Genomic DNA, 17,544 nt, shown 5'->3' on the forward strand with positions numbered 1-17,544 from the left:
GCCATGCCCAGCGACACCGACTCCGCCGTCCCCGAGGTCCCTGACCTCGTCGACGCCGCCAAGCTCGGGACGCTGCCCCAGACCCCCCGGGGCAAGCGCACCCGGGACGCCCTGATCGCCGCCGCGCGCACCGTCTTCGAGCGTGACGGCTACGTCGACTCGCGGCTCGTCGACATCGCGGCGGAGGCGAAGTGCTCGATCGGCAGCTTCTACACGTGGTTCGACAGCAAGGACGAGGTCCTGGCCGCCGTCCTCCACGAGGCGCAGAGCGACATGCTTCACCCCGGCACCAGCCGGATCGAGGCGACCGACGACCCGATCGCGATCATCGCCGCGAGCAACCGCGCCTACTTCGAGGCCTTCCGCCGCAATGCGAAGCTCAACGCCCTGCTCCAGCAGGTCGCGGCGGTCGACCCGCGCTTCCGCGACATGCGCCGCGCGCGCAGCGAGGCCTTCGTCGCCCGCAACTCGCGGGCGATTCGCGACCTGCAGGAGCGCGGTCTGGCCGACCGTGACGTCGACCCCGAGCTCGCGGCGATGGCCCTGTCGGGCATGGTCGCCCGCCTCGCCTACGACATCTTCGTCATCGGCGGGCCGGAGACGGTCGAGGACGTCGTCGCGACCGCGACCCGCCTGTGGACCAATGCCCTCGGCCTGACCGAGCCGGTCCTGCGCGCCGACTGACGCGCAGGACCGAGCGGCCTCATCGGGCGATGTTGACCCCGCCGTCGACCGTCAGCGTGCTGCCGACGACGTAGTCGCCGGCGTCCGAGGCGAGGTAGACCGCAGCGGCGGCCATGTCCTCGTCGCGGCCGATCCGGCCGGAGGGGATCTGCGCGGCGGTCTCGGCCTCCTGGTCGCGGGCCTCCTTGTTCATCGACGAGGCGAAGGCGCCCGGCGCGATGGCGCTGACGACGATGCCCTCGGGGGCGAGCCGCACGGCCATCCGCTTCGTCAGGTGCACGACGCCCGCCTTGCTCGCGTGGTAGCTGTAGGTCTCGAGCGGGTTGAGGGAGAGCCCGTCGATCGAGGCGATGTTGATGACCTTGGCCAGGTGACCGCTGCGCTCGCGGCCGGCGAGCAGCAGCGGCTTGGCGGCCTGGGTGAGGAAGAAGGGCGCCTTGACGTTGAGGTCCATGACCTTGTCCCAGCCGCTCTCGGGGAACTCGTCGAAGCCCGCCCCCCACGCCGCGCCGGCGTTGTTGACGAGGACGTCGAGGTGGTCCTCGTGCTCGCCGAAGGCCTCGAGCAGCGCACCGATCCCGGCGGTCGTCGAGACGTCGCAGGGCAGGGCGACGCAGCGCCCTTCGCCGTACTGCTGCGACAGCTCGGCGGCGGTGGCCCGGCAGGCCTCCTCCTTGCGGGCGGTGATGTAGACCGTGGCGCCCTGCGCGAGCAGGCCCTCGGTGATCATCCGGCCGATGCCGCGGCTGCCGCCGGTGACGAGGGCGATGCGGCCCTCGAGGGAGAAGAGTGCAGTGAGGTCCATGCTGGTCCTGACGCTCGAAGGGGGGTTGTCCCGTCGACCGTAGCGTGACCTGAATCAGGGTTCAACAGTAGTTGAAGCCGGATTCACGTTGTGACAGGCTGGCGCCACACCGGCACGTCGACCACAGGAGCTCACATGTCCCGGACCTCGCAGGAGATCCGCCTCGCCGCCCGTCCGCAGGGCCGCCCCGATGCGAGCACCTGGGAGCTCGCCACGACCGAGGTCGCCGAGCCGGGACCGGGGGAGTTCCTGGTCGAGCTCGAGCAGATCTCCCTCGACCCCGCGATGCGCGGCTGGCTCAACGACGTGCGCTCCTACCTGCCGCCGGTGAAGATCGGTGCCGTCATGCGGGCCTTCGGCGCCGGCACCGTCATCGCCTCGCAGCACGACGACTTCGCCGTCGGTGACGTCGTGAGCGGCACCTTCGGGGTGCGCGAGTACGCGATCTCGGACGGCACGGGGGTCGCCCACCTCGACCTCGACGTCGCCCCGATGAGCACCTGGCTCGGTGCCCTCGGGATGCCGGGCATGACCGCGTGGTTCGGGCTCGAGGACGTCGGCCGGGCCCAGCCCGGTGACACCGTCCTCGTCTCCGCCGCGGCCGGTGCCGTCGGGTCCACCGTCGCGCAGCTCGCCAAGGCCAAGGGGTGCCGGGTCATCGGCGTCGCCGGTGGCCCGGACAAGGTTGCCTGGCTGCGCGAGCTCGGCCTCGACGAGGTCATCGACCGTCGGGACGGCGACCTGCTGCGCCAGGTGCGCCGGGCAGCGCCCGACGGCGTCGACGTCTACTTCGACAACGTCGGCGGCGAGCTGCTCGACGCCGCCCTGGCCAACCTCGCCCACGGCGCGCGCATCGCCATCTGCGGCGCGATCTCGACCTACAACGACGAGACCCTCGCCGAGGGGCCGCGGCGCTACATGGCCCTGCTCGTCTTCCGCGCGAGCATGCAGGGCTTTGTCGTCATGGACTACGAGGACCGCTACGCCGAGGCGATCGCCGGCATCAGCGAGCTCATCCGCGACGGGCGTCTTGTCGCCACCGAGACGATCCTCGAGGGCGGCGTCGCCGCCTTCCCCGATGCCCTCCTCGGCCTCTTCGACGGGGTCAACACCGGCAAGCTGCTGCTCAAGGTCTGAGGTCTCGAGGCTCGTCCCTCGCACCTCGACCACCGAAAGGATTTCTTATGCGCGCCATCCACATCTCCTCCCTCGAGGGGCCGCAGGCCGTCGAGGTCGTCGACGTCCCCGCCCCGGCCGACCCGCGTCTGGTGACGATCGAGGTCAGGGCCGCCGGCGTGGCCTTCCCCGAGCTGCTCCAGACCCGCGGGCTCTACCAGATGAAGCCCGACCTCCCCTTCGTCCCGGGGGCCGAGGTGGCCGGTGTCGTCACGGCCGCACCCGAGGGCAGCGGCTTCGCGCCCGGTGACCGCGTCGCGGCGCTGTCGATGCTCGGTGGCTTCGCGGAGGTCGTCCAGGCCCAGCCCGACCTGACCTTCCACCTGCCCGACGAGGTCGGCTTCGAGTCCGGCGCCGCCTTCACCTTCAACTACGCGACGGTCTACTTCGCGCTGCTCGAGCGCGGCCACCTCACCGAGGGCGAGACCGTCCTCGTGCACGGCGCCGCCGGCGGCATCGGCACCGCGGCGATCCAGATGGCCAAGGCCTTCGGTGCCGGCAAGGTCATCGGGGTCGTCTCCACCGAGGCGAAGGGGGAGATCGCCCGGGCGGCGGGTGCCGACGAGGTCGTCCTCGCCGACGGCTTCCTCGACGCGGTGGGCAAGGCGAGCGTCGACGTCGTCGTCGACCCGGTCGGCGGCGACCGCTTCACCGACTCGCTGCGCTCGCTGCGCGAGCACGGCCGCCTGCTCGTCATCGGCTTCACCGCCGGCAGCATCCCGGAGGTCAAGGTCAACCGGCTGCTGCTCAACAACATCAGCGTCGTCGGGGTCGGCTGGGGCGCCTACGCGATGTCCCGCCCCGGCCACATCGGCACCGAGTGGGAGGCGATGCTCCCCCACCTGCGCAGCGGCGCCCTCGACCCGGTGCTCGGCACGACCTACCCGCTCGAGCAGGCCGCCGAGGCGATCGCCTCCCTCGAGACGCGACAGGTCACCGGCAAGGTGCTGCTGCTCCCATGACGACGGTGGCGGCACCCCCTTCGGCCCAGGAGGTCCTCGCCCTCCCGGCGGCGGTCGTCGAGACGGCCCCGCCGGAGTGGGAGGACGTCAACGGGCACGTCAACGTCGCCCGCTACTACGACCTGCACCTGCGCGGCGCCGAGGCGGCACTGCGGGCGCTCGGGGTCGACGACGCCTACCGGGCCGAGACCGGGTGGAGCGTCTTCAGCGTCGAGCAGCACCTGCGCTTCCTCGGCGAGGTGCACGTCGGCCACGAGGTGAGCGTCCACCTGCGCTGGGTGGCCCGTGGCGACAAGGTCATGCACGCGATCTCCTTCGTCGTCGACCGCACCACCGGGCGGGTGGCCAACTCGCTCGAGGTCCTCGAGGCGCACGTCGACCTGACGACCCGCCGGGCATGCGCGTGGGCCCCCACGATCGCCGAGCGGATCGACGAGCTCGTGGAGGCCCACACGGCGCTGCCGTGGCCGGCCCCGACGTGCGGGGCCATCGGCATCAGGCGCTGAAGCGGCCGATCGACTCGGCGACGAGGATCGGCTTGTCGATGCCGTCGGCCTCGACGGTGAGGGTCGTGACGACCTTGACCGCGCCCGGGCCGGTCTCCTCGACGGAGGCCAGCTCGGCGCGCAGGCGGATCCGCGAGCCCACCGGCAGCGGGTGGATGAAGCGGACCTTGTCGTAGCCGTAGTTGAGGCTGTGGGCGAAGCCGTCGAAGGCCATGAGCTCCTCGAGGAAGGCCGGCGTGCGCGAGAGGCTGTAGAGCCCGTGCGCGATCGTCGAGCCGAAGGGGGAGTCCGCCGCCCGCTGCGGGTCGACGTGGATCCACTGGTGGTCGCCGGTGAGGTCGGCGAAGGCGTCGATCTTCGCCTGGTCGACGACGTGCCACTGTGTCGGGCCGAGCTCGGTGCCGACGAGGTCCTTGAGGTCCTGCACGGACGTGGGGCGGTACTGCGCGGTCTGGGTCACGGTGAGCTCCTTCGGTCACGGTCTTGTCCCTCGAACCTAGTTGAACTTGAACCCGGCTTCAAGTAGCGTCACGGGCATCCGGCAGTCGAGACCACAGGAGCTCTCACATGACCACTGACCAGCAGCGCGTCGCCGTCGTCACGGGCGCAGCCCGGGGCATCGGTGCGGGCGTCGCCCGCCGCCTGGCCGCCGACGGGATGGCCGTCGCCGTCCTCGACCTCGACGAGTCGGCCTGCGTGCCCGTCGTCGAGGAGATCACCGCCGACGGGGGCCGTGCCCTGGCCGTCGGGGCCGATGTCTCCGACGAGGAGCAGGTGGCCGCGGCGGTGCAGCGCATCGCCGACGAGCTCGGTCCGCCGACGGTCCTGGTCAACAACGCCGGCATCATCCGCGACAACCTCATCTTCAAGATGTCGGTCGCCGACTGGGATGCGGTCATGGCGGTGCACCTGCGCGGGGCCTTCCTCATGACCCGCGCCTGCCAGACGCACATGACGGCCCAGCGCCACGGCCGCATCGTCAACCTCTCCTCGACCTCCGCCCAGGGCAACCGTGGCCAGGTCAACTACTCGGCCGCCAAGGCGGGCATGCAGGGCTTCACCAAGACCCTGGCCATCGAGCTCGGCAGGTTCGGCGTCACGGCCAATGCCATCGCCCCGGGCTTCATCGAGACCGAGATGACCGCCGAGACGGCCGAGCGCATCGGGATCTCCTTCGAGGACCTCAAGGCGCAGGCGAGCGCGGCCGCACCGGTCGCCCGCACGGGCACCCCGGCCGACATCGCCCATGCGGCGTCCTTCTTCGCGAGCGAGGGGGCCGGCTTCACCACCGGTCAGGTCCTCTACGTCGCCGGCGGGCCGTGCGACTGATGGGCGCCCCGATGCAGCTCCAGGACAAGGTCGCGGTCGTCACCGGCGCCGCCGGCGGCATCGGTGCCGCCATCGCGCAGGCCCTCGTCGACGCGGGTGCGCACGTCGTCGTCTCCGACCTCGACGAGGCCCGCGTGGTCGCGACGGCCGAGCGCCTCGGCGCGGTCGCCGTCGCCGGTGACGCCTCGAGCGACGAGGTCATCGCCGCGATGATCGCGGCGGCCGAGCAGGCCCACGGACCGGTCGACCTCTTCTTCGCCAATGCCGGCATCGGCGACGGCCTCGGCCTCTCGGCCACCGACGCCCAGTGGCAGGCCGCGCTCGACATCAACCTCCTCGCGCACGTGCGCGCCGCCCGTCAGCTCGTGCCCGGATGGGTGGAGCGCGGCACCGGCTACTTCGTCTCGACCGCCTCTGCCGCAGGGCTGCTCACGCAGATCGGCTCGGCGACCTACTCCGTCTCCAAGCACGGTGCCGTCGCCTTCGCCGAGTGGCTCGCCGTGACCTACGGCGACGACGGCATCGGCGTCAGCTGCCTCTGCCCGATGGGTGTCGACACCGACCTGCTCCGCAGCGGCATGACCTCCGGCGACGACGAAGGGGGCCGGGTCGCCGCGGCCGCGGTCACCGGGGCCGGTGAGGTGCTCGCCCCGAGCGACGTCGCCGACCAGGTGCTGGCCGCCGTCACCGAGGGGCGCTTCCTCATCACCCCGCACGAGGACGTGCGCGAGTTCCTCCGGCGCAAGGTCGACGACCACGACCGGTGGATCGGCGGCATGCAGCGCTACCAGCACCACCTGAGGGAGAGCACGCGATGACCGGCACCGCCGAGCTGATGTGGCGCTGGGCCGACACGACGCCCGACGCCCCCGCCCTGCGCGAGGGCGAGCGCTCGTGGACCTTTGACGAGCTGCGCACGGGCATCCGCGGCGCGATGGAGGAGCTGACCCGCCGGGGCGTGCGTCCCGGCGACCGGGTCCTCGTCGTCGTCCCGACGAGCGCCGAGTTCGTCCTGACCTACCACGCCCTGCTCGCCCTCGGGGCGACCGCCGTGACGGTCAACCCGCTGTGCACCCAGCGCGAGCTGACCCACTTCGTCCAGGACGCCGGCTGCTCCTTCGCCATCGGCTGGCACGAGGGGGCACAGGCGCTCACCGCGACCGCGCAGGAGGGTGGGCTCGACGCCTGGGTCCTCGAGCCGGGGTGCGTGCCGCAGCCCGAGGGCACGCCCGAGCCGGCGTCGGTCGGCACCGACGACCCGGCCGTGCTGCTCTACACCTCGGGCACGACGGGAGCCCCCAAGGGCGCGATCCTCACCCACGGCAACCTCCTCGGCTGCGGTGCCTCGCTCGCCGAGGCGCTCGACCTCGGGCCTCGGGAGAGCATGGGCACGGCCCTGCCGCTCTTCCACGTCTTCGGCCAGTCGTCGGTGATGTTCACCGTCTACACGGCCGGCGGTTGCCTGTCGCTGCAGCGGCCCTTCGACCCGGCGGGCCTGCTGCGCATGGCCGCCGACCAGCAGCTCACCTCGGTCGCCGGGGTCCCGACGATGTGGAATGCCATGCTCCACGCCGACACCGACGTGACCCCGCAGGACCTGACCTCCCTTCGCCTGGCGTGCTCGGGGGGCGCGGCGCTGCCGCTCGAGGTGGCCAAGGCCTTCCGCGACCGCTTCGGCGCGGTCGTCCTCGACGGCTACGGCCTGAGCGAGACCGCGGGGGCGGCGACCTTCAACCGGTCCGACCTCCCGCGCAAGGAGATGAGCGTCGGCCGGGCCCTGCCCGGCGGTGCGCTCGCGATCTTCGACGACGACCGCAACCAGCTGCCGCCCGGCGAGACCGGTGAGGTGGCCATCGCCGGTCCCTACGTCATGAGTGGCTACTGGCAGCGGCCCGAGGCGACCGCCGCGGTCTTCGAGGGGGAGTGGTTCCTCACCGGCGACATCGGTCGCATGGACGAGGACGGCGACCTGTGGATCGTCGACCGCAAGAAGGACCTCGTGATCCGCGGTGGGTACAACGTCTACCCCCGCGAGATCGAGGAGGTCCTCTACGGCCACCCCGACATCCGCGAGGCCGCGGTCGTCGGCGTGCCCGACGAGCGGCTCGGCGAGGAGATCGCCGCCGTCGTCACCCCGCAGCCCGGTGCGCACATCGAGCCGGGAGCGCTGCGGGCCTGGCTCGAGGAGCGACTGGCGGCCTACAAGGTGCCGCGGATCTACCAGCTCGTCGAGGAGCTGCCCAAGGGCGCCACCGGCAAGATCCTCAAGCGGGCCCTCGACCGCCCGACGATCGCCACCTCCGGTGAGCGGCCCGCCCGGGCCACCACCCCCACCACCTGACCGAAGGGAGCGACCCGTGGACTTCGCGCTGGACGCCCGCACCCTCGAGCTGCGCGAGCAGCTCACCGCCTTCATGGACGAGCACGTCTACCCGATCGAGGCGACCTACCAGGAGCAGCTCGACGCCGCCCCCGACGTGTGGGCACCGCCGCCGATCATCGAGCCGGCCAAGGAGGCCGCCCGCAGCCAGGGGCTGTGGAACCTCTTCCTCCCCGGCGAGGACGGCGCCGGCCTGACCAACCTGCAGTACGCCCCGCTGTGCGAGGTGCTCGGCCGCAGCCTGCACATCGCCCCCGTGGCGACGAACTGCGCGGCGCCCGACACCGGCAACATGGAGGTGCTGCACATGTTCGGCACCCCCGAGCAGCAGGAGCAGTGGCTCACCCCGCTGCTCGCCGGCGAGATCCGCTCGGCCTTCGCCATGACCGAGCCGCGGGTCGCCAGCTCCGACGCGACCAACATCGAGACCGCGATCGTGCGCGACGGCGACGAATACGTCATCACCGGCCGCAAGTGGTACATCTCCGGCGCGATGAACCCCAACGCCAAGGTCTTCATCCTCATGGGCAAGACCGACCCGTCGGCCGACCGCCACCGGCAGCAGTCGATGATCCTCGTGCCGCGCGACACCCCGGGCGTCGAGGTGCGGCGGGGGATGAAGGTCCTCGGCTACGACGACCGCGACCACGGCGGCCACGCCGAGATCGACTTCCACGACGTGCGCGTGCCGGTGAGCAACCTCATCGGCGAGGAGGGCTCCGGCTTCGCCATCGCCCAGGCCCGCCTCGGCCCCGGCCGCATCCACCACTGCATGCGCCTCATCGGCATCGCCGAGCGCTCCCTCGAGCTCATGGTCGAGCGGGCCGCGAGCCGGGTCGCCTTCGGCAAGCCGCTGTCCGACCAGGGCGTCATCCGTGACTGGATCGCCGAGTCCCGGGTGCGCATCGAGCAGCTGCGGCTGCTCACCCTCAAGGCCGCCTGGCTCATGGACACCGTGGGCAACAAGGGCGCCCACACCGAGATCCAGGCGATCAAGATCGCCGCCCCGGCGACCGTCGAGTGGATCGTCGACAAGGCGGTCCAGGTCCACGGTGCCGGCGGCCTGAGCCAGGACTTCCCCGTCGCCGAGTGGTATGCGCAGGTGCGCACGCTGCGCTTCGCCGACGGCCCCGACGAGGTGCACAAGAATGCCCTCGCCCGTCACGAGATCCGGAGGATGACCAGCCGTGCCTGATCTGCAGCAGCGGGTCGAGGAGCTCCTCGCGAGCCACGACCCCAAGAAGACGCCTCCTCCAGAATTTCTCGGTGCGCAGTTCGACGCCGGGCTGGCGTGGGTGCACTTCCCCGAGGGGCGCGGCGGGCTCGGCCTGCCCCGTGGCCGCCAGCTCGAGGTCGACGCCCTGCTCGAGGCGGCGGGCGCACCCCGGCCCGACGTCGCCCGCAACAGCATCGGCCTGGGCATGGCCGCCCCGACGATCCTCGCCTTCGGCACGCCGCAGATGCAGGAGCGCTACCTGCGCCCGCTCTTCGCGTGCACCGAGATCTGGTGCCAGCTCTTCAGCGAGCCGGGCGCCGGCTCCGACCTCGCCGGGGTCGCCACGCGCGCGGTGCCCGACGGTGACGAGTGGGTCGTCGACGGGCAGAAGGTGTGGACCTCCGGTGCGCACAACGCCGACTTCGCGATCCTCCTGGCCCGCACGGACACCTCGGTGCCCAAGCACGCCGGGATGACCTACTTCCTCGTCGACATGACCGACCCCGGCGTCGAGGTGCGCCCGCTGCGCCAGATCACCGGCGAGGCGGAGTTCAACGAGGTCTTCCTCACCGGTGTCCGCGTCCACGACCGCGAGCGGGTCGGCAAGGTCGGCGAGGGCTGGCGGGTCGCGACGACGACGCTCAACAACGAGCGCGTCGCCATCGGCGCCGGCAGCGAGCGCGAGGCCGGCCAGATCGGGCTGGTCACCGAGCGCTGGCGCAGCGACCCGTCGGTGCGCACCCCGGGCCACCACGCCGAGCTCATGCAGTGGTGGGTCGAGACCGAGGTGACCCGGCTCGCCGGTGAGCGGCTGCGGCAGGGCCTCGAGGCCGGGCAGCCCGGCCCGGAGAGCTCGGCGATGAAGCTCGCCTTCGCCCAGCAGGCGCAGCAGGTGAGCGGCTTCGCCCTCGAGCTCGCCCCCGAGGAGGGGCTCGAGTACCACGACTGGACCATGGTCCGCCCCCGGGGTGGCTCCTTCCTCGGCCACGGCCCCGGCTTCCGCTACCTGCGCGCCAAGGGCAACTCCATCGAGGGCGGGACGAGCGAGATCATGCGCAATGTCATCGCCGAGCGGGTGCTCGGCCTGCCCCCAGACCACCGCCCCGACAAGGGCGTCGCCTTCAAGGACGTGCCGCGATGACCGACCTGCTCTACTCCGATGTCGAGGAGTCGCTGCGCGGCAGCGTGCGCTCGACCCTCCAGCGCGTCCTCGACGACGGCTTGGCGGCCCGGCTCTACGACGAGCCGGACACCGACGTCAGCGGCATCTGGCGCGCCCTGGCCGAGCAGCTCGGCCTCGCCGGACTGCTCGTGCCCGAGTCCCTCGGCGGCGCCGGTGCCGGTGCCCGCGAGGCAGCCGTCGTCCTCGAGGAGCTCGGCCGCGCCGTCGCGCCGGTGCCCTTCCTCACCAGCGCGGTCGTCGCGACGAGCGCCCTGCTCGCCGCCGGCGACGAGGCGCACCTGCCGGCACTCGCGTCCGGTGAGCGCACCGCCGCCCTTGTCCTGCCGTGGACCGCGAGCCGTGGCGCGTGGTCGCCGGTCGACGGGGTGGTGGCGCCGGTCGCCGGTGCCCTCGACGCCGACCTCTTCCTCGTGCCGGTCACCGGCGAAGGGGGCGGGACCTCCCTTCGTGCCCTGGGGCGGGAGGAGGTCGACCTCGAGCCGATCACCTCGCTCGACATGACCCGCCCGCTCGCCCGGGTGACGGTCACCGGCACCGGCACCGAGGTCGCCTCGGGCGAGGCCGCCGTGGCGGCCGTCGACGCCGCGCTGGCCGCGGGTGCCGCCCTGCTCGCCTCCGAGCAGCTCGGGCTCGCCCAGTGGTGCCTCGAGACGACCGTGGACTACGCGAAGACACGGGTGCAGTTCGCCCGCCCGATCGGCTCCTTCCAGGCGATCAAGCACCGCCTCGCCGACCTCTACCTGCTGCTCGTCAACACCCAGGCCGCGGCCCGCCAGGCCGCCGGCGTGCTCGCCGACGGCGCCGCCCTTCGAGGCTCCTCCGCCGCACCACAGGACACCGTGCAGGGAGAGATCGCCACGGCCACGGCGCAGGCCTTCTGCTCCGACGCCGCGGTCCGCGCCGCGGAGGAGGCGCTGCAGCTGCACGGCGGCATCGGCATGACGTGGGAGCACTCCGTGCACACCCGCCTCAAGCGGGCGAAGTCCGACCAGCTGGCCCTGGGCACCCCCGACCGGCACCGTGCCGATCTGGCCACGCTCGTCGACCTGCCCGTCGCCTGACCTCCCCGTCGCCTGACCTGCCCGTCCGCCACCACGACAGACTGGCCCCATCCCCCCTTCGACCACACCAGGAGTGACCATGCGCGAAGCCGTCATCGTCTCCACCGCCCGCACCCCGATCGGCCGCGCCTACCGCGGCGCCTTCAACGACACCCAGGCCCAGGAGCTCATCGGCCACGCCGTGCGGCACGCCGTCGAGCGCGCCGGCGTCGAGGGCGAGCAGATCGAGGACGTCGTCATCGGCGCCGCCCTCCAGCAGGGCTCGACCGCGATGAACATCGGCCGCCAGGCCGCGCTGCGGGCCGGCCTGCCCGTCACCGTCGCCGGCATGTCCGTCGACCGCCAGTGCGCCAGCGGTCTCATGGCCATCGCGACCGCCGCCAAGCAGGTCATCGTCGACGGTCAGCAGATCGCCGTCGGTGGTGGCGTCGACTCGATCTCGCTCGTGCAGAACGAGCATATGAACACCTATCGCGCCCAGGACCCGTGGCTCGTCGAGCACGTGCCCGCGACCTACATGTCGATGCTCGAGACCGCCGAGGTCGTCGCGCAGCGCTACGGCATCAGCCGCGAGGCGCAGGACGAGTACGCCCTCGAGTCGCAGCGACGCACCGCCGCCGCGCAGGAGGCCGGAGCCCTCGACGACGAGATCGTGCCGCTGCCGTCGACGATGCTCACCAAGGACAAGGCGACCGGCGAGGTCGGCTCCCAGCAGGTGACCCTCGCCAAGGACGAGGGCAACCGCCCCGGCACGCAGCTCGCGGACCTGAGCAAGCTCAACCCGGTCCTGGCCAAGGACGGCACCGAGGGCTTCTCGATCACCGCCGGCAATGCCTCGCAGCTCTCCGACGGCGCCTCGGCGTCCGTCGTCATGGAGGCCGAGGAGGCCTCCCGCCGTGGCCTGACCCCGCTCGGCGCCTTCCGCGGGATGGCCGTCGCCGGCTGCGAGCCGGACGAGATGGGCATCGGCCCGGTCTTCGCCGTGCCGAAGCTGCTCAAGCAGCACGGCCTGACCGTCGACGACATCGGCCTGTGGGAGCTCAACGAGGCCTTCGCGGTCCAGGCGCTCTACTGCCGCGACACCCTCGGGATCGACCCGGAGAAGTACAACGTCAACGGCGGTGCGATCTCCATCGGTCACCCCTACGGCATGTCCGGCGCCCGCATGGCCGGCCACGTCCTCATCGAGGGCAAGCGCCGCGGGGCTCGCTACGGCGTCGTGACGATGTGCGTCGGCGGCGGCATGGGTGCGGCCGGGCTCTTCGAGATCTTCTGAGCCGAAGAGAGTGTCCGAGCCGAAGGGAGAGACCGTGGGCGTCTTCGTCGCCAACCGTGGTGAGATCGCCGTCCGCATCGTGCGGGCGGCCCGGGAAGCCGGGCTGGAGGCGGTCGTCGCGGTGACGCGGGCCGAGGCCGACGGCCTCGCCGCGCGTCTGGCGAGCGGCGTCCACGTGCTCCCCGGCGAGGGCCCGGCGGCCTATCTCGACGCCGCGGCCCTCGCGGCCGGGGCCCGGGAGCACGGATGCACCCTGCTCCACCCCGGCTACGGGTTCCTCAGCGAGTCGCCGGAGCTGGCGCGCGCCTGCGCCGCGGCGGGCGTGACCTTCGTCGGCCCCGAGGCCGACCTGCTCGAGCTCTTCGGCGACAAGGGCCGAGCCCGTGCGGCCGCACAGGAGGCCGGGGTCCCGGTCCTGCCGGCGACGGCGGTCGGGGCGAGCGCGGCCGAGGTCGAGGACTTCGCCCGCGCGCAGCTGCCGGGCGGGGTGATGATCAAGGCCGCTTCCGGCGGTGGTGGACGCGGCATGCGGGCCGTCCCGGCGGGCGAGCCGGTCGCCCCCGCCTGGGAGCGGGCCCGCTCGGAGGCCGAGCGCAGCTTCGGCTCCGGTGACCTCTTCGCCGAGCTCTACGTCGAGCGGGCGCGGCACGTCGAGGTGCAGGTCGCGGCCGACGGCGAAGGGGGAATCACCCACCTCGGCGAGCGTGACTGCACCCTCCAGCGGCGCTTCCAGAAGGTCGTCGAGGTCGCTCCCGCACCCGGCCTGCCCGACGACGTGCGCGCCGCCCTGCACGAGTCGGCCGTGCGGCTGCTCGCCGGGCGCGGCTACCGCGGGCTGGCGACGGTCGAGTTCCTCCTCGACGCCGACGACCCGACCCGCTGGTGGTTCATCGAGGTCAACCCGCGCCTGCAGGTCGAGCACCCGGTGACCGAGATGGTGACCGGCGTCGACCTCGTGCTCACCCAGCTCGCGCTCGCCGCGGGCCGCACCCTCGCCGAGATCGGTCTCGACCGACCCCCGGAGGTGCGGGGGAGCGCGGTCGAGCTGCGCGTGGCGGCCGAGCGGGTCGGCTCCGGTGGTGAGGCGCTGCCCGCCCACGGCGTCGCCACCGGCCTCGCCTGGCCGAGCGGCCCGGGCGTGCGGGTCGACACCCACCTCGTCGAGGGCACCCGCATCGACGGGAGCTTCGACTCCCTCGTCGCCAAGGTCGTCACCCACAGCCACGGCACCGGAACTCTGCAGGACCCTAGGGTCTTGCAGAGTTCCGGTGTCTCCGGCGCGCTCGACAAGGCGCTCCGGGCCGCGCTCGAGTGCTCGATCGACGGTGTCGAGACCAACCTGCCCCTGCTGCGCGAGCTGCTCGCGCACGACGACGTCGCCGACTGGCGGGTGACCACCCGCTGGATCGGGGAGGCCGGGCTCGCGCAGACCGCGAGCGGCGAGGCCGGCCCGGTCGGTGAGGTGCGCGCCGAGATGACCGGAGCGGTCGTCGACGTGCTCGTCGCCGCGGGTGACGAGGTCGCGCTCGGCGCGCCCCTGCTCGTCGTCGAGGCGATGAAGATGGAGCACGTCGTCACCGCGCCCGCCTCCGGCACGGTCACGGCGGTGGCGGCACGGCCCGGGGCCACCGCGGCTGCCGGAGACCTCCTGGTGCGGCTGCTCCCTTCGTCGGTGGGGGAGGAGACCGCGAGCGTCGACGACGGTCCCGACCTCGACGCGGAGCGCGCCGACCTCACCCGCCTGCGCGAGCGGCAGGAGCGACGCCTCGACGCTGCCCGCCCCGATGCGATCGCCAAGCGGCACGCCCGCGGCCAGCGGACCGCTCGTGAAAACGTCGCCGACCTCGTCGACGAGGGCAGCTTCGTCGAGTACGGCGGGCTCGCCGTCGCGGCCCAGCGCGCCCGACGCAGCGAGGAGGACCTCGTCGCGAGCACCCCGGCCGACGGCATCGTCACCGGCATCGGGCACGTGACGACGAGCCCCGGTGCGACCGGCACCCGCACCGCGGTCCTCGCCTACGACTACACGGTCCTCGCTGGCACGCAGGGCTACCTCAACCACAAGAAGACCGACCGGCTGCTCGAGATCGCCGAGCAGCAGCGGCTGCCCGTGGTCCTCTTCGCCGAAGGGGGCGGCGGCCGCCCCGGCGACACCGACACGACGGTGGCGAGCGGGCTCGACGTGCCGACCTTCGCGACGATGGGTCGCCTGAGCGGGCTCGTGCCGACCGTGGGCATCGCGGCCGGGCGCTGCTTCGCCGGCAATGCCGCGCTGCTCGGCTGCTGCGACGTCATCATCGCCACCCGTGACTCGACGATTGGCATGGGCGGCCCGGCGATGATCGAGGGCGGTGGCCTCGGTGTCTTCGCGCCCGAGGAGGTCGGCCCGATCGGCGTGCAGGGCAGCAACGGCGTCGTCGACGTGGTCGTCGACGACGAGGCCGAGGCGGTCGCCGTCGCGCAGCGCTACCTCGGCTACTTCCAGGGCTCCCACGAGCAGTGGAGCGCACCCGACCAGAGGCGGCTGCGGCACGTCGTGCCGGAGAGCCGGGTGCGCGCCTACGACGTGCACGTCGCCATCGACACCCTCGCCGACGAGGGCTCCGTCCTCGAGCTGCGGGCCGGCTTCGCGCCCGGCGTCATCACCGCCCTCGTGCGGGTCGAAGGGCGGCCGATGGGCCTCGTCGCCAACAACCCGCGTCACCTCGGCGGCGCCATCGACACCCCGGCGGCCGACAAGCTCGCGCGCTTCCTCCAGCTGTGCGACGCGCACGGCCTGCCCGTCGTCTCGCTCTGCGACACCCCGGGCTTCATGGTCGGCCCCGAGCACGAGCGCACGGCGACGGTGCGCCACTTCTCGCGGCTCTTCGTCATCGGCTCGCACCTGCGGGTGCCGGTCGTCACCGTCGTCCTGCGCAAGGCCTACGGCCTCGGGGCGCAGGCGATGGCCGCCGGCGGATTCCACCGACCCGCGGCGACCCTCGCGTGGCCGACCGGCGAGGTCGGCGGCATGGGGCTCGAGGGCGCCGTGCGCCTGGGCTTCCGCCGCGAGCTCGAGGCCGTCGCCGACCCGGCGGAGCGGGCCGAGCTCGAGGCCGAGCTGCTCGCGCAGATGTACGAGCGCGGGCGGGCGGTCAACGCCGCGGCCGTCGTCGAGCTCGACGACGTCATCGACCCGGTCGAGACCCGGCGGTGGATCGTCACCGCCATGGGCTCGGCCGTCCCCGAGGACGTGCCCCGGAGGTACGTCGACACCTGGTGACCCAAGGAGTGCCCGATGGACTACACGCAGCACCTCGCCGACGTGCGCGCCCGGCAGGAGCGGGTGCGCCCCGCCGACACGCCCCGCGAGGTCGTCCACCCGCTCGGCGAGATGACCGTGCCCGAGTACGTGGACGCGTGGGCCGACCGCCAGCCCGAGCACCCGGCGGTCGTCGTCGGCGACGAGACGCTCACCTACGCCGACCTCGCCGGTCGGCACTCCCGGTGGGCCGGGTGGCTGCGCGCGAGGAGGGTGGACCCCGGTGACCGCGTCGGCGTGCACCTGGGCAATGCGCACGAGTTCGTCGTCGCCATGCTCGGCACCCTGCGCGCCGGCTGCGTCCACGTGCCGGTCAACCCGATGTTCCAGCGGGCCGAGCTCGTCCACGAGCTCTCCGACAGCGGTGCCCGCGTCGTCGTCACCCACGCCGCGCTCGTCGAGCGCCTGCTGCCGGCAGCCGCAGAGGCCGGAGTGGAGACGGTCGTCGTCGTGGGAGGTGAGGTCTCCTCCCTTCGCCGGGAGGGGGTCGAGATCGTCCCGTGGGACGAGGCGCTCACCGCGGACCCGCTCGTCGAGCCGGAGCGCGACCTCGACGCGCTCGCGGCGCTCAACTACACCGGGGGCACGACCGGCCTGCCCAAGGGCTGCGAGCACTCGCAGCGTCACATGGTCTACACGGCGGTGAGCGGTGCGGGGGCCAACGGCCTGGGTCGCGAGGTCGTCTCGCTGTGCTTCGTGCCCGTCTTCTGGATCGCCGGCGAGGACCTGGGCATCCTCATCCCGCTCGTCATGGGTGGCACGAGCGTGCTGCTGCCCCGGTGGGATGCCGCGACCGTCGTCGACCTCGTCGAGCGCCACGGCGTGACGATGACCGCCGCGACCGTCGAGAGCTATCTCGAGATCCTCGAGCTGCCCGACATCGCCGAGCGCGACCTGTCGAGCTTCACCGGGCCGATGGCGATGTCCTTCATCCGCAAGCTGACGCCGGAGGTGCGCCGTCGGTGGGCGCAGGTCGTGGGGGAGCACTCGGTGCTGCGCGAGGGCTCCTACGGGCTCACCGAGAGCCACACGGTCGACGTCGTGCCCTACGGCTTCGCCGACGACGACCACGACCTGACGACCACGCCCGTCTTCTGCGGACTGCCGGTGCCCGGCACCGACGTGCTCGTCGTCGACCCGGTGACCGCGGAGCCGATGCCCCAGGGCGAGCCCGGCGAGATCATCCTGCGCAGCCCCTCGATCACGACCGGCTACTGGCGCAACCCCGAGGCGACGGCGAGCCAGCTGCGCGACGGCTGGCTGCACACCGGCGACACCGGACACCTCGACGAGGACGGCTGCCTGCACTACCTGGCGCGGGCCAAGGACATGATCAAGGTCAACGGCATGAGCGTCTTCCCGGCCGAGGTCGAGATGATGCTCGCCGGTCACCCCGACGTCGACACCGTCGCCGTCGTGCCCGCGAGCGACGGGGGCACCGGGCAGCGGCCGGTCGCCTTCGCCACGCTGCGCGACGGCGCCGCGGTCGACGCACCGGCGCTCGAGGTCTGGGCCCGCGAGCAGATGGCGGTCTACAAGGTGCCGCTCGTCGAGGTGCTCGGTGCCTTCCCGCTCACCGACACCGGCAAGATCCGCAAGGGCGAGCTGCTCGACCGCGCCGGTGAGGTGCTCGCCGCCCGGGGGTGACCCCCTTCGTCCGCCGGC

General features: G+C 72.8%; 15 protein-coding genes. 13 read left to right on the forward strand and 2 right to left on the reverse strand.

Annotated features, from left to right (window positions below; translation table 11 throughout):
- Positions 1-3 precede the first annotated feature (3 nt).
- The gene (locus NMQ01_RS02510; RefSeq protein WP_255185316.1) at positions 4-684 is read left to right on the forward strand and encodes a TetR/AcrR family transcriptional regulator; all 681 of its coding nucleotides are present in this window, start codon (positions 4-6) and stop codon (positions 682-684) included.
- 19 nt (positions 685-703) lie between these two features.
- Here NMQ01_RS02510 and NMQ01_RS02515 read toward each other — a convergent pair whose 3' ends face one another.
- Positions 704-1,489, reverse strand: coding sequence for an SDR family oxidoreductase (locus NMQ01_RS02515; protein ID WP_255185317.1), 786 nt, complete (start codon positions 1,487-1,489; stop codon positions 704-706).
- Between the two features lie 135 nt (positions 1,490-1,624).
- On the opposite strand from NMQ01_RS02515, the gene NMQ01_RS02520 reads away from it, so the two are divergent.
- The 3 genes from NMQ01_RS02520 to NMQ01_RS02530 are packed head-to-tail and all read left to right on the forward strand — an operon-like array spanning position 1,625 to position 4,133.
- Entirely contained in the window at positions 1,625-2,626 is a 1,002-nt protein-coding gene (locus NMQ01_RS02520; protein ID WP_255185318.1) for an NADP-dependent oxidoreductase, read from the forward strand.
- 47 nt (positions 2,627-2,673) lie between these two features.
- On the forward strand, positions 2,674-3,627 hold the full coding sequence (locus NMQ01_RS02525; protein ID WP_255185319.1) for an NADPH:quinone oxidoreductase family protein: 954 nt from the start codon (positions 2,674-2,676) through the stop codon (positions 3,625-3,627).
- A complete protein-coding gene (locus NMQ01_RS02530; protein ID WP_255185320.1) occupies positions 3,624-4,133 on the forward strand; it encodes a thioesterase family protein in 510 nt (169 codons plus the stop codon). The genes NMQ01_RS02525 and NMQ01_RS02530 overlap by 4 nt, the downstream gene beginning before the upstream one ends.
- On the opposite strand, the gene NMQ01_RS02535 is transcribed toward NMQ01_RS02530, so the two are convergent.
- Positions 4,123-4,593, reverse strand: coding sequence for a MaoC family dehydratase (locus NMQ01_RS02535; RefSeq protein ID WP_255185321.1), 471 nt, complete (start codon positions 4,591-4,593; stop codon positions 4,123-4,125). The two genes, NMQ01_RS02530 and NMQ01_RS02535, sit on opposite strands and share 11 nt — an antisense overlap.
- A 107-nt stretch (positions 4,594-4,700) precedes the next feature.
- On the opposite strand from NMQ01_RS02535, the gene NMQ01_RS02540 reads away from it, so the two are divergent.
- The 9 genes from NMQ01_RS02540 to NMQ01_RS02580 all read left to right on the forward strand — a co-directional run bounded on the left by NMQ01_RS02540 (position 4,701) and on the right by NMQ01_RS02580 (position 17,526).
- Complete coding sequence (locus NMQ01_RS02540; RefSeq protein ID WP_255185322.1) at positions 4,701-5,462, forward strand: SDR family oxidoreductase; 762 nt, start codon at positions 4,701-4,703, stop codon at positions 5,460-5,462.
- The gene (locus NMQ01_RS02545; RefSeq protein ID WP_255185323.1) at positions 5,462-6,280 is read left to right on the forward strand and encodes an SDR family oxidoreductase; all 819 of its coding nucleotides are present in this window, start codon (positions 5,462-5,464) and stop codon (positions 6,278-6,280) included. Before NMQ01_RS02540 ends, NMQ01_RS02545 begins: the two co-directional genes overlap by 1 nt.
- Complete coding sequence (locus NMQ01_RS02550) at positions 6,277-7,803, forward strand: class I adenylate-forming enzyme family protein (RefSeq protein ID WP_255185324.1); 1,527 nt, start codon at positions 6,277-6,279, stop codon at positions 7,801-7,803. The genes NMQ01_RS02545 and NMQ01_RS02550 overlap by 4 nt, the downstream gene beginning before the upstream one ends.
- A gap of 16 nt (positions 7,804-7,819) precedes the next feature.
- Positions 7,820-9,037, forward strand: a complete 1,218-nt coding sequence (locus NMQ01_RS02555; RefSeq protein ID WP_255185325.1) for an acyl-CoA dehydrogenase family protein — start codon at positions 7,820-7,822, stop codon at positions 9,035-9,037.
- Entirely contained in the window at positions 9,030-10,199 is a 1,170-nt protein-coding gene (locus tag NMQ01_RS02560) for an acyl-CoA dehydrogenase family protein (protein WP_255185326.1), read from the forward strand. The genes NMQ01_RS02555 and NMQ01_RS02560 overlap by 8 nt, the downstream gene beginning before the upstream one ends.
- Positions 10,196-11,302: an acyl-CoA dehydrogenase family protein gene (locus tag NMQ01_RS02565; protein WP_255185327.1), complete on the forward strand. Its 1,107-nt coding sequence runs from the start codon at positions 10,196-10,198 to the stop codon at positions 11,300-11,302. Before NMQ01_RS02560 ends, NMQ01_RS02565 begins: the two co-directional genes overlap by 4 nt.
- A gap of 79 nt (positions 11,303-11,381) precedes the next feature.
- Positions 11,382-12,578, forward strand: a complete 1,197-nt coding sequence (locus NMQ01_RS02570; protein ID WP_255185328.1) for an acetyl-CoA C-acyltransferase — start codon at positions 11,382-11,384, stop codon at positions 12,576-12,578.
- 34 nt (positions 12,579-12,612) lie between these two features.
- On the forward strand, positions 12,613-15,840 hold the full coding sequence (locus NMQ01_RS02575) for a carboxyl transferase domain-containing protein (RefSeq protein WP_255185329.1): 3,228 nt from the start codon (positions 12,613-12,615) through the stop codon (positions 15,838-15,840).
- A gap of 15 nt (positions 15,841-15,855) precedes the next feature.
- Entirely contained in the window at positions 15,856-17,526 is a 1,671-nt protein-coding gene (locus NMQ01_RS02580) for an AMP-binding protein (protein ID WP_255185330.1), read from the forward strand.
- Positions 17,527-17,544: the final 18 nt, after the last annotated feature.

This window comes from Janibacter sp. CX7, from assembly GCF_024362365.1.
Taxonomy (GTDB): Bacteria; Actinomycetota; Actinomycetes; order Actinomycetales; family Dermatophilaceae; genus Janibacter.